The organism is Amphibacillus cookii, assembly GCF_016908375.1.
Taxonomy (GTDB): domain Bacteria; phylum Bacillota; class Bacilli; order Bacillales; family Amphibacillaceae; genus Amphibacillus_C; species Amphibacillus_C cookii.
Genome location: NZ_JAFBDS010000008.1, coordinates 197,478 through 209,929, shown reverse-complemented (window position 1 = coordinate 209,929; position 12,452 = coordinate 197,478). Strand labels below are relative to the sequence as shown.

Below are 12,452 nucleotides of genomic sequence, written 5' to 3'. Positions count from 1 at the left end.
AATGAAGTTAAACTATGTTGGTCCCAAGTTTAAGAAAAAACTAACTTATTTGCTATAGAACAAACGAATAGGGATTTTTGTAATGTCGTTGATTGCATGTTATCAGAGATAACCGTCCATAATACGCTCGCCTCAAAATAGAGAGTAGAGCTCATCTATTTAGACGGAAACTAATATCCTGATCCACGCAAAACCATCAGTGAGCGGGTAAGATCGTAGACAAAGAACGCCACGTCCTGTGGCAACGTCTGCATGACCTACACCCTGTAGGCCCACGCTCGCTGATTGAAGTTTCGGTTTATTCCAAATCTATTAAAGAAATAATCGCTAAGTGTTTAATGATACGGGTTGCTCTGGTGAACCGGTATCATTTCCTTATTTTAAAGGAGGGGAGGTATAGATGGGTGAGCGTGGTCAATGGTATACCAATAAGGAGTTGTTTGAACAGCTTAACCAGGTTCAAGTAGATTTTAATGAATTGCGCTTAGAAATGCGTGAAACGCGAAAGATGATTAACAAATATAATGGCTTGCGTGAGAAGCTAGGCTTTGTAGAAGAGAAGATTAATAAAATCGAAGCGAAGCGTGAGGGCAAGCAATTATTAGGTCAAACGATTCGTGAGTGGGGTGGTTGGCTGTTTGCTTTAATTACGTTAATTATTTTGATTTATCGGGGGTGAATAGATGTTAAATATCAAAGGTGTCAATAAACAAACGTGGGGGCGAATGATCGCCCTTTTTTTAATGTTGTTAAATCAGCTAGGTCTTTCTTTTTTTGACTTTAAACTTTTGCCTTTTACGGATGATGATATTTATCAAGGGGTATCTGTGTTGATTTCAATTATCGTGACCGTTTGGGCAAGTTGGAAGAATAATAGTTTCACTTTAGAAGCGCAACATGCAGACCAACACTTAAAAGGAGGTAAACAGGATGGTAAAAATATATCTTGATCCAGGTCATGGCGGGACCGATCCAGGGGCGGTTGCGGATGGTTTGCAGGAGAAAGATCTGGTATTAGATATTGCTCATGAAATAAATCGGTTATTACGTCGCTATCAAGGGGTAGATGTCCGAATGAGTCGTACCAGTGACCGAACAGTTCGTTTGCAGCAGCGGACGGATGACGCTAATCAGTGGGGTGCTGACTATTTTTTGAGTATTCATATTAACGCTGGTGGGGGAACGGGCTATGAAGATTTTATTTATAACCAACTCTCATCTGGATCTGATACCTCGGCAATGCGTGATGTGATGCATCAAAGTATCGTTGAGCGGATTGGCATGCGGAATCGAGGGAAAAAGACAGCTAACTTTCATGTGTTAAGGGCGTCACGTATGCCGGCGCTTTTAACGGAAAATGGCTTTATTGATCATGCAGATGATGCGGTTAACATGCGTGATCAAACGTGGATTAGACAAGTTGCTCAAGGACACGTCAATGGCTTAGTAGGTTTATTTCAACTCGAGCAACGACAGCAATCAGAAGCTAGTGAAGATGAAAAAACACGAACTTACCAAGGTAACAGTATTGTTGATTATTTGAATGCAATGGGAAAAGATCATTCATATCAAAATCGTAAAAAGTTGGCGGAAACGCATGGTATCACGAATTATCAAGGAACGGCTGAGCAAAATTTGTCGCTACTGAATAAGTTGCGTGATAATAATCAATCACAACAACCTGTATTATCATCAGATGCCACTGGTGATCTCGATACAACAAGTGTGGTTGATTATTTAAAAAGTATGGGTGAAGATGCTAGTTTTGCTCATCGAAAAGACTTGGCACAACAATTTGGCATTGCAAATTATCGTGGGACGGCTAGTCAAAACACGGAATTGTTGGCAAAGCTAAGACGTCAACAATGAGGAATAAGAGTGGAACCATTCTATATGTATACAAAGAGTGGTTCCTTCTATTATAATTGATAATGATATTCAATATCAATTATAATAGAAGGAAAGGAACATAATGATGATCAATAATAAACAGTTTCCAAAGCACAATTTTAATTGGAGTGCCGTCGGTTTTGTATTACATGATATTGAACAAAAGCAAGCAGGTGCTGTCGCGCATCGTTTAGCGACACAATATCAATTTATTATGATTAGAAGTGGAAAGGCACTTGTGCAAATTGACCAGCACGATATCCATTTAGCCACTGAGGGCATCTGCTTTATTCACCCGAATCAAGTGTATCAAATAACGTCAATTGACGACGATGTGTTTAATTATACAAAGATAAGCTTTCAGATCATTAATATCGATCAATCAGAGTATGTCCTTCCATATCAAGACTTTCCTCTCCAAGGCAGTTATTATTTAAACGATTCACAGAAAGTATTAAAACGCATCGATCAACTAGTCACACTTTCTAATCACGAGTGTTCACTTGATCAATTTAAAAAGCGATTAGTGTTTGAACAAATCATCGCATTATGTACTGATCAAGAGCAATCATTAGAAAATAAACGAACGGATCAATTGCTAGCAGAGACTAAGCATTACATTGATACGCATTTTGATCAACCGCTTTCTATGGCTTATTTAGCAAAAAAGACCGGATTGAGCCAGGCTTATTTTGCAGAAATGTTTAAAAAGGTTTATGGACAGAATGTGAGCGATTATATAACAAGGAAAAAAACGAATAAAACAAAACAGTTGTTAATTCAGACAGAAGATAAATTACGCTCGATTGCTAATCAAGTCGGCTACTCAGATGAATTCTATTTAAGTAAAAAATTTAAGCAAATCGTTGGGGTGTCTCCTTCTTTATATCGCAAGCAAAGAAAGCGGAAAATTGCTGCTTACGACTTATCATCAACGGGACATCTGTTGGCGTTAAATATTTATCCGTATGCAGCCCCGATTCATCCAAAGTGGACAGCATACTATTATCAAAAATACCGTTACGATATTCCCGTCCACTTAAGTGCATTTCAAATTAATAAAGATAGGTGGCATAATCTCCAACTGTTAAAAGCGAGTAAGCCAGACTTGATCATATGTAAAAGTGGACAAGCACCAGAAGAAATTGACCAACTATTAGCTATTGCCCCTGTGTTCTTTTATGATCAATCGCTATCTTGTATAGATCAAATAAGGGTGATTGCACAATACTTAGGTGAGGAACAAGAATATAGTGACTGGTTAATTCGCTATCAAGACGATCTTTACCATAGTAAACAAGCATTGCCTAATGATGTGAAACGAAGACGCTTTTTACCATTACGATTTTATAAAGGCACCTTGTACTTAGATTATTCGGCAACCATGCGGGAGCTTATTTTTGATCAACTATCATTTCAAACGGCTATGGCATTACCTATGGCAAATCAACAACCGCTTTCTTTAGAAAAACTATTAAACTTAAATCCAGATTGGATTTTATTAAATATTTGTCAAGAAACAGAGACGCTTGCGCAGTGGGCAGCTATGGAAGAGACATTGGTGTGGCAGGGATTAAAAGCGGTGCGCTATCAACAAGTCTTTCATATTGCTTCCGATCCTTGGCGTGAGTGTTCAGCTTATGCCTATCAACGTGTTTTAGCAGAATTAACAGCAAGATTCGAGAGTTTGTCAAAATAAAAACCTCAAATTCTACATGGACGAGATGTATAATGATCTTTATCATTGAAAATGAGAATCAATATCAACAATAAGTGGAAAGGAAGAAAACAATGATAAAAAAAAGATTAATCAAATATAGCCTATGGGCTTTCGTTTTTGCTCTATTGGTTGCATGTGGAGACCAAGATCAAGAAGAGGATCTAGAGGTTACAGCTGATCCAGAGCAAGAAGTCGTAGCAGACGATGATCAGGTCGAAGAAACATTAACGGAAGTGACTTATCTAGGAGAAACGTACCCTGTTGATGGTTTGATAGAGAGTCTTGTCATTACAGGAAGTATGGAGGCAATGGAAGATGCCTTATTACTCGAGGTCGAGCCAACAGGTGCGATTACGGTAGGTGGAGCATTTCCAGACTTGTATCAGTCAATCACAACACATGCTGAAGCTATCGGAGAAAAACAACAACCAAATGTTGAGACGATTTTACAACTTGATCCGGATTTAATTCTGAGTACTGCTAAATTCCCAGAGGATGTAGCAACAGACTTAGACAAAGTGGCAACAACGATTCCGGTTTCTCATATTGCGTCAAATTGGCAGGAAAACTTAAAATTACTGGCAGCGGTAACTGGTAAAACGAGTGAAGCAGAGTCTATCTTGGAAGATTATGCTCAAGATCTAGAAAGTGTGAAAGCGGATATAGCGGATGAATTGGCTGAAGAAGTGCTTGTAATGGTGCGGATTCGTAATGGCAATATTATGATTTATCCAGAGGATGTTTATTTTAACGATCTATTATATGATGATCTTGGCCTCGAAGCGCCTGAAGCCATTCAAGCTGCGGAAGCACAAGAAGTGATCTCACTAGAGATGTTTAGCGACCTTAACCCTGATTATGTATTCGTACAGATGGAAAAAAGCCAAAATCAAGATCAGCCAGACGTCATTGAAGAATTAGAAAATAACCCGATTTGGCAAAGTATTGAAGCGGTAAAAAATGATCAGGTTTATTTAAATAGCGTTGATCCACTTCTCGAAGGTGGAACCGCTTATAGTCGTATCACTTTTCTAGATGTAATTAATGAAAAAATAGTTGGAAATTAATCGAGACAAGGTTGAGTAATATGAAAAAGAAACGTACCATCCCTGTGCTAATCCTTATGGCCTCACCAATAATTATGATCATGGTAACCCTTTTATCTATTATCTATGGTGCGAAAGAAATTAGTTTAACCACGGTTGAACAAGCATTTTTTGCATTTGACGCAGAAAATGTTGATCATCAGATTATTTGGCATTCTCGGATGCCTAGAGCAATAGGATCATTGTTGATCGGTGGATTTTTAGCTATATCTGGTGCAATGATGCAGGGGGTAACAAGAAATTATCTTGCATCCCCTTCGATTATGGCTGTTACAGATGGATCTGTGTTTGCAATTACTTTAGCGATGATCTTCATTCCACAAACATCCTCGCTCCAGATGATTGGTTACTCATTAGTAGGCTCAGCTTTATCTGTCTTACTTGTTATCGGGCTTGCTTCGCGCCTGCTTAATGGTTTTTCTCCTGTTCAATTAGCGATTATTGGGACAGTAGTAGGGACCTTTTTAAGTAGCGTCTCTGCAGGGCTTGCTACTTACTTTCATATTTCACAAGATATTAGTTTTTGGTACAATGCACGGTTGCATCAACTGGACCCTGCTTTAATGAAATGGGCTATTCTATTTGGGGTGATCGGGATTGGCTTAGCTCTGGTGCTTTCCAGTGGAATCACCATTCTATCATTAGGAGAAGAGGTAGCTATTGGTTTAGGTCAAAAGACAGCGTATATCAAATGGCTTGCTATGTTGGCTGTTATTATATTGACAGGCATTTCTGCTGCGTTAGTTGGTCATATTGCATTTATTGGCCTAATCATTCCGCACCTGACGCGTTTTTTAGTTGGCAGTAATTATCGCTGGATCATCCCTTGTGCTGGTGTGATTGGGGCCATATTCTTAACCCTATCTGATCTGTTAAGTCGATTTATTAACTACCCGTTTGAAACGCCAATCAGTGTCGTCACATCACTAATCGGTGTGCCCTTTTTCCTCTACTTAATTCGAACACGGGGAGGAAAAGCAAGTGTCTAGTCAAAAACATAGCAGATTTTGGATAACATGTTTAGTGAGCTTTTTGTTGTTGATGATGATCGTATTTACCAGTTTAACACAAGGTAGTTTTCAAATATCAGTAAGTGAAGTGGTCAATACCCTTTTAGGGTTTGAAAATGATCCAGCCTTTAAATTGGTTGTCTTTGACTTTCGTTTGCCTCGAATTGTCGTTGCGATACTTGTTGGTTTTGGTCTAGGTGTTAGTGGAAACGTCCTTCAAGGTATGGCAAGAAATGAAATAGCAGATCCGGGTATTTTAGGAATTAATACAGGAGCAAGCGCAGCAATCATTTTGTTTATGTTTTTCTTTCAAGGCCAATTAACAGACGTTGGCTGGTCTGGAGCAATCATGATGCCACTATTCGGATGGGTGGGGGGGTTATTTACCGCCCTGTTTATTTACTTTTTTTCTCGAAAGCAAGGTCAACTTGATCCGCAACGGTTAATTTTAGTTGGAATAGCGATTAGTGCTGGACTCAGCGCGCTTATCTTGTTTGTTTCATTGAAAATGGCGCCACAAGATTTTGAAATGGCCACCATTTGGATCCGCGGAAGTGTGTCCAATGCCAATTGGCTTAATATTGCAATGATTCTACCATGGCTTATTTGCTGTGTTCCGCTTATTTTTCATAAGGCTACTGTGCTTGATTTGTTACAGTTAGGTGAAGAAAAAGCAATGGGATTAGGTGTCGCAGTGGAAAAAGAAAAGATCATCTTACTGTTAAGTAGTATCGGTGTCATAAGTGCTTCGGTTTCAATCTCTGGGAGTTTAGTATTTGTTGGCTTAATTGCACCACATATTAGTCGACAATTAATCGGTCGTCATCATCGATACAGTTTGCCAGTCAGTGGTTTGATGGGCATGTTGTTAGTTGTAGCAGCAGATCTGATTGCTAAAGTCATTTTTGCTCCAGCTGAACTTCCTGTTGGTATTGTTATTTCAATTATTGGCGTCCCATTTTTTATGTATTTATTATTTAAAAACTTTAACAAATCGTAGGTCGCGGAGGTGGAATTCATGGAAGACAGTTATACGATACCACATACTAAGCAGTTTACTTTAAGATCACAAACTAAGGAAAACTATCAGATCTTTATTTCGGTTCCAATTAGTGAGCCACCTGAAGACGGTTATCCGGTCTTGTATGTATTAGATGGTAATGCTTTTTTTGGCACCGTAGTGGAGGCTGTAAATGTTCAATCAAGAAAACCTGATAAGACAGGCGTCTGTCCGATCGTGGTTGTAGGGATTGGTTATCAAACCGATCAACCGTTCTCAGATCAACGGTTTTATGACTACACATTAGATGAGCATAATCAGTTTATGGCTAATCGTCCTGATGGGTCTCCGTGGCCGAAACAAGGTGGAGCACGTTTATTCTTAGATTTTATTGAACAGGAACTAAAACCAACCATTCAAGAAAGGTATTTTATCAACCTAAAACGTCAAACACTCTTCGGACATTCTTTAGGTGGATTATTTACATTATACGCATTGCTATCGATGTCGAGCACATTCAGTTATTTTGTCGCCGGCAGTCCGTCCATTCATTGGAATAACACCTCACTAGCAAACTATGAGCAACAATTTCAAGGACAAGATGAGCAACTTTTAATAACGGTAGGCGGACGAGAGCGAGAGCATCCAAGTGGGATGGTGGAGCATGCTGTTGCAATGGCTGAACAGTTACAAGACAAATTAGGTGTACATAGCTTTTTTAAACAGTTTGCAGGTGAGGGACATGCTTCTGTAGTGCTACCTCTTGTCAATGATGTATTACGTTTAGCCTCATCTTAGCTAGATTAATTTGTCACAATTCTGTCAAAAAGCTATACAATCATCGTTGAAAATAGTATGGTGAATATATCTATATTTTGGAGGCTGATGACAGTGACACAACATCAAAAAGTACTGTTCAATCAATTAGAGTCTTATCGGCATGATCTATTAGCAGTTGTGGAAGGCTTATCTAATCAACAGGCAAATATCATACCGCAAGGCTTTCATAATAATATACGGTGGAACTTAGGGCATGTGTATTTAGATCAGTTTCTTTGGATTGAAACATTAACAAAAGAAAGAACAGCAGTACCCGAACATTTTGCTCAATGGTTTGGCTTTGGTACTTCTCCAAAGGATTTTACTGAAGAGACACCAAGCTTTGAAGAACTGAAGCATTTATTAAAAACACAACCGTCATTTATAAAGAATACCTATCAATCACGTTTAGATGAAGTATTTGAACCGGTTGAGATGGGTATGCGAACGATTGAAGATGTCTTGGTACGGACGATTTTTCATGAAGGCATGCATGTCCAAGCGATTATGGATTTGCGAAAATTTATCACGGATAATCGCCCGTAAACCGCTTATCTTAAAATAGAGAGCAGAGGTAAATTTATAAAGGTGGACGAAATGTCGTGATTCGCTCAACGAACCTGCAATCAGTGGGCAAAGAACGAAAAGCCTCGCTAATTGCAGGTTTGCTTTATATAAGTCGGTATATGGTAAAACAAACAAAAGTGATAAGTAAAAGCTACAGTAAACCTTTAATTTATAACGTGAAATAAAGAAATTCTGTGGAATTTTAGGCTATTTGTGACAATTTGTTTACAATTAGATGATTAGCACATGTCAATTGGTGACATGTGCTTTTCTATTTCAACCAATCAAGGGTATACTGGGGAAAATATGCAGGGGGGATGAGTCATGAACATTGAAAGCTATCTTCAATATGATGCTGTTGGATTAGCCGAATTAGTCCGCAATAATCAAGTAACACCGAAGGAATTGCTCGATCTGGCTTTTGCGCGACTTGAACAAACCAATCCTACTTTAAATGCTGTTATACGGACACGCGAAGAAAGCGTTTATCAAGAGGCGAGTACATTAGAAAATAGCGGACAAGCGCTGTACGGTGTACCGATGTTATTAAAAGATATCTCACAAGCGATTGAGGGTGAGGTACTAAGTTCGGGATCAAAGTTATTAACTCAAAATATAGCCAAGCAGGATTCGCATTTCGTTGCAAAACTTCGTCAGGCAGGTTGTTTATTTCTAGGTCATACCAACACACCAGAATTCGGTTTGAAAAATATAACGGAACCCGCTTACTATGGAGCTACACGAAATCCATGGCATTCGGCATATTCACCCGGCGGATCGAGCGGAGGTGCAGCCGCCATGGTTGCTGCAGGCGTTGTCCCTGTTGCTGGAGCAAGTGATGGTGGAGGATCGATTCGAATACCAGCTGGTTTTACCGGCTTAATGGGTCTTAAGCCAACACGTGGTCGAACACCAGTTGGACCAGGTATCGGTCGACAATGGCAAGGCGCATCGATTGACTTTGTCCTTAGTCGTTCTGTTCGCGATAGTGCAACGTTCCTTGATTTGTTACAAACTGTTCAGCCTGAAGCTGCTTTTCAAACGCCTTTGTATCCGGGACGTTATCATGACATTGTCGAAAAACCTTATGATCAAAAATATCGAATTGCCTATTCCACAGCATCTCCTGTTCGAACAACGGTAAGTAATGATGCTAAACAAGCTGTTCAGCGCATGGTTAACTGGTTAGAAGACCAAGGTCACTCGGTAGAAGAAATGGAAGCACCAGTCAATGGCATCAATCTAATGAAGCACTACTATGTCATGAATAGTGGGGAGATCAATCGCGTGATTGAGCAGTTGGAGCGCCATTCAGGAAGGTCACTAACACCAGATGATGTTGATATTTTTACGTGGGTGCTACATATAGCAGGAAAAAATATCTCTGCAGCAGCATATAGCGAAAGCTTAAATGGTTGGGATCAGGCCGCAGCTCAAATGGCAGGCTTTCACGATCAGTATGACTTTTATTTAACGCCAACCAATGCAAGTGAACCACCGAAAATAGGCGAGTTAACACCATCTGAACTTCAAGTAAAAGAGTTGCTAAAGGTTGATCATTTGTCAACAACTGAACAACAACAGCTTATTTATGATATGTTTTTGCCGAGCTTAACTTACACCCCTTTTACTCAATTAGCTAATCTTACTGGTCAGCCGGCAATGAGTGTACCGACCCATCTCAGTAACCAAGGCTTGCCAATGGGTGTTCAATTTGTTGCATCAAAAGGAAGAGAAGATCTGCTGTTAAGTCTGGCGAGCTTAATTGAGCGCTCAAATCTCTGGGTGGATCATAAAGTTGTAAGCAAAGCTATGCGAATATAAACAATTAAAGCCGAACGTATTCATGTATTAGCTTATTAAGGGAATACGTTCGGTTTTTCTAACATGTTTGATAAGCATAGTATTGTCAAGAAAGAAATTATATTTATCACAAAAACCGTCTGTAAAACACCCGCCTCAAAATAGAGAGCAGGGCTCATCTATTTAGGTGGGAGATATAACGCATGCTTATCACGCAACGACTGTCAGTTGGAGAAGGTTCGTTTCATCCTAAAAAAAGGATAAAAAAACACTTTACAGGCGATGAGATAAATGGTTTAATGTAGGTGATGTTGTCTCGCTATATTTTTTTAACATAAAATGAAAGCGCTTGCGCTGAACGAGGACAGAACTGTGTTGTCTAAAGGATAATAATCAATAATACAACACAAATGATTTTAACAACACTTCACTTTAATAGATGGAGGTGAAATCACTAAGCGCAAGCGTATTGCACAAAACAAATAATGCTACAGTCAAAACAAATAACAAAGTCATAATGTTCTCATATTTTAAAAAAGGAGTGCAACTGATGAAGAAAAATTTAAAGTTACTGTTTTGTCTTGGTGTTATCTTTGTTTTTTTAGGTTATGGATGGCGTATGTCTGCACCTATTCTTGCACAAGCTGAAACAAGTGTTGAACCTAAAGCGATTGAAGCTAATCAATTGATGGATACAGACGATAGTGCTATTTTTCATGCTTGGAATTGGTCTTTTGATACCATTAGAGCCCACTTAGCGGACATTGCCGATGCTGGGTTTAATCGGATCCAAACGTCGCCAATTCAAGCTAATAAAGAACCGTTAAGAGCTGGTAGTCAATGGTGGATTCTTTATCAACCGATTAATTTTCAGATTGGTAATACACAATTAGGGGACAGAGCAGCATTTAGACAGCTGTGTGAAGCTGCGGAATCATATGGTATTGATATTATTGTTGACGTTATCCCAAATCACATGGCTAACGCTGGTGGTGGATCTCTGCAGTATACACCAAGTCCAAATGTCGATCCGGTTATTTTGAATAACGCTGATTTTTGGCGGGAGCCAAGAGGGGTAGAAGATTGGAATAATCGTTATCAAGTGACGCATTGGGGGATTGGGTTGCCTGATCTAAATACAGCCAATCAAGAATTACAAGACATGGTCATTGACTTCTTAAATGATGCAATTGAATTAGGGGCAGCTGGTTTTCGCTTTGATGCAGCGAAGCATATTGAATTACCGGATGATCAAGTAGGATCGAACTTCTGGCCTCGTGTACTTGGGAGGCTGAATAATAGGGAAGAGCTTTTTATTTATGGAGAAGTCCTTCAAGGTGGAGCTGATCGATTCTCAAGCTATGCCGAATATATGGATGTTACTCCTTCCCACTATGGTGATCGGGTAAGACATGCAGTTGGTTTTAATAGTAATCCAAATGTTCGTGACATGCAGCATTACGGTGTGAGTGTCGATCCGGGTAAATTGGTTACGTGGGTTGAATCTCACGATACCTATGCTAATGATTCAGAAGAATCTACGGCGATGACTGAGTGGCAACTGAGAATGGGGTGGGCACTGATTGCAAGTCGTGCTGAATCAACGCCACTTTATTTTAATCGTCCGGCAGGAAGTGGTAAGTTTGCTAATCAGCTAGGTCAAGCGGGAAATGATTGGTGGAAACATCGGGATGTTGTTGCTGTTAATCATTTTCGCCAGGCTATGGCAGGTACAGATGAGTATTTAAGGCCAGTGAGTAATGCCATTATGCTTATTGAGCGTGGACAAGCAGGTATGACCATTGTTAATCTTGGCGATCGGACGCAATTAAATACTTCAACTAATTTAGCAGATGGCACTTATATCAATCAAGCGAGTGGTAATGAAAGCTTTACTGTCTCGAACGGCAGAATTACTGGAACGATAGGTAGTAGAAGTATTGCTGTTTTACATGATGGTCAGGATAATGGGGGCAGCGACCCAGGCAATGAACTTGTCCCCGTTACTTTTCATATCGATCAAGCCACAACGAATATGGGACAAAATGTTTATATTGCAGGTAATATTGCTGAGCTTGGTAATTGGGCGCCGACCGAGGCGCTACCAGCCAATATTACCACGTATCCAAGTTGGCAAGCTACTGTTCAGTTACCTATTGGGACAACATTTGAGTATAAAGCAATCAAAAGAGACGGTAATCATGTTGTTTGGGAAAGTGGTAATAATCGGACCTATACTGTAAAAGATAGGGACAATGTGATACATTTCAATTTTAATAACTAAAAACGAAGCAAAGCGTTTATGTCTGTTGTCAAGCATAAACGCTTTGCCTTATTTATAAGTGGTAAATTAGAGACAGTAAAATGTGTAAAGTTAACTTATTCGCCGAAGAACGAAATAGCAGTTTCATGATCTGAGTGAAAAAAGGACATAACGAGGCTAAGAGGTATTAGAGTGGAAACTTAACTTGAATAAAATTATTCGACTATTTCGGTTTAATGAAATGAGAATTGAGGAAAATACATATAATAAGTAA

11 protein-coding genes are annotated in these 12,452 nt (G+C 39.4%); all 11 read left to right on the top strand.

The window, feature by feature from the left end; translation table 11 throughout:
- Window positions 1-400: 400 nt before the first annotated feature.
- Window positions 401-679 carry a hypothetical protein gene (locus JOE23_RS12890; protein ID WP_204438954.1) on the top strand — a complete coding sequence of 93 codons (279 nt, stop codon included), beginning with the start codon at window positions 401-403 and terminating at the stop codon, window positions 677-679.
- Window positions 680-683: 4 nt separating this feature from the next.
- On the top strand, window positions 684-950 hold the full coding sequence (locus JOE23_RS12885) for an SPP1 phage holin family protein (RefSeq protein ID WP_204438953.1): 267 nt from the start codon (window positions 684-686) through the stop codon (window positions 948-950).
- Window positions 931-1,869 carry an N-acetylmuramoyl-L-alanine amidase gene (locus tag JOE23_RS18310; protein WP_204438952.1) on the top strand — a complete coding sequence of 313 codons (939 nt, stop codon included), beginning with the start codon at window positions 931-933 and terminating at the stop codon, window positions 1,867-1,869. The genes JOE23_RS12885 and JOE23_RS18310 overlap by 20 nt, the downstream gene beginning before the upstream one ends.
- A 103-nt stretch (window positions 1,870-1,972) precedes the next feature.
- Window positions 1,973-3,589 (top strand): ABC transporter substrate-binding protein, encoded by a 1,617-nt coding sequence (locus JOE23_RS12875; protein WP_204438951.1) that lies wholly within the window; start codon window positions 1,973-1,975, stop codon window positions 3,587-3,589.
- Window positions 3,590-3,681: 92 nt separating this feature from the next.
- Window positions 3,682-4,677 carry an ABC transporter substrate-binding protein gene (locus tag JOE23_RS12870; RefSeq protein WP_204438950.1) on the top strand — a complete coding sequence of 332 codons (996 nt, stop codon included), beginning with the start codon at window positions 3,682-3,684 and terminating at the stop codon, window positions 4,675-4,677.
- Between the two features lie 20 nt (window positions 4,678-4,697).
- The gene (locus JOE23_RS12865; protein ID WP_204438948.1) at window positions 4,698-5,705 is read left to right on the top strand and encodes a FecCD family ABC transporter permease; all 1,008 of its coding nucleotides are present in this window, start codon (window positions 4,698-4,700) and stop codon (window positions 5,703-5,705) included.
- Complete coding sequence (locus JOE23_RS12860) at window positions 5,698-6,726, top strand: FecCD family ABC transporter permease (RefSeq protein WP_338021915.1); 1,029 nt, start codon at window positions 5,698-5,700, stop codon at window positions 6,724-6,726. Before JOE23_RS12865 ends, JOE23_RS12860 begins: the two co-directional genes overlap by 8 nt.
- Before the next feature lie 18 nt (window positions 6,727-6,744).
- Entirely contained in the window at window positions 6,745-7,524 is a 780-nt protein-coding gene (locus JOE23_RS12855) for an alpha/beta hydrolase (protein WP_204438945.1), read from the top strand.
- 93 nt (window positions 7,525-7,617) lie between these two features.
- The gene (locus JOE23_RS12850; protein WP_204438943.1) at window positions 7,618-8,091 is read left to right on the top strand and encodes a DinB family protein; all 474 of its coding nucleotides are present in this window, start codon (window positions 7,618-7,620) and stop codon (window positions 8,089-8,091) included.
- Between the two features lie 345 nt (window positions 8,092-8,436).
- The gene (locus tag JOE23_RS12845; RefSeq protein WP_204438941.1) at window positions 8,437-9,936 is read left to right on the top strand and encodes an amidase; all 1,500 of its coding nucleotides are present in this window, start codon (window positions 8,437-8,439) and stop codon (window positions 9,934-9,936) included.
- Window positions 9,937-10,465: 529 nt separating this feature from the next.
- The gene (locus tag JOE23_RS12840; protein WP_204438939.1) at window positions 10,466-12,199 is read left to right on the top strand and encodes a carbohydrate-binding module family 20 domain-containing protein; all 1,734 of its coding nucleotides are present in this window, start codon (window positions 10,466-10,468) and stop codon (window positions 12,197-12,199) included.
- The last annotated feature ends 253 nt before the right edge of the window (window positions 12,200-12,452 follow it).

Excerpts from the sequence above, each read along its gene's own strand:
- JOE23_RS12890 (WP_204438954.1), top strand. The coding sequence starts at position 401 with ATGGGTGAGCGTGGTCAATGGTATACCAATAAGGAGTTGTTTGAACAG.
- JOE23_RS12885 (WP_204438953.1), top strand. The coding sequence starts at position 684 with ATGTTAAATATCAAAGGTGTCAATAAACAAACGTGGGGGCGAATGATC.
- JOE23_RS12840 (WP_204438939.1), top strand. The coding sequence starts at position 10,466 with ATGAAGAAAAATTTAAAGTTACTGTTTTGTCTTGGTGTTATCTTTGTT.
- JOE23_RS12855 (WP_204438945.1), top strand. The coding sequence starts at position 6,745 with ATGGAAGACAGTTATACGATACCACATACTAAGCAGTTTACTTTAAGA.
- JOE23_RS12875 (WP_204438951.1), top strand. The coding sequence starts at position 1,973 with ATGATGATCAATAATAAACAGTTTCCAAAGCACAATTTTAATTGGAGT.
- JOE23_RS18310 (WP_204438952.1), top strand. The coding sequence starts at position 931 with ATGGTAAAAATATATCTTGATCCAGGTCATGGCGGGACCGATCCAGGG.
- JOE23_RS12845 (WP_204438941.1), top strand. The coding sequence starts at position 8,437 with ATGAACATTGAAAGCTATCTTCAATATGATGCTGTTGGATTAGCCGAA.
- JOE23_RS12865 (WP_204438948.1), top strand. The coding sequence starts at position 4,698 with ATGAAAAAGAAACGTACCATCCCTGTGCTAATCCTTATGGCCTCACCA.
- JOE23_RS12870 (WP_204438950.1), top strand. The coding sequence starts at position 3,682 with ATGATAAAAAAAAGATTAATCAAATATAGCCTATGGGCTTTCGTTTTT.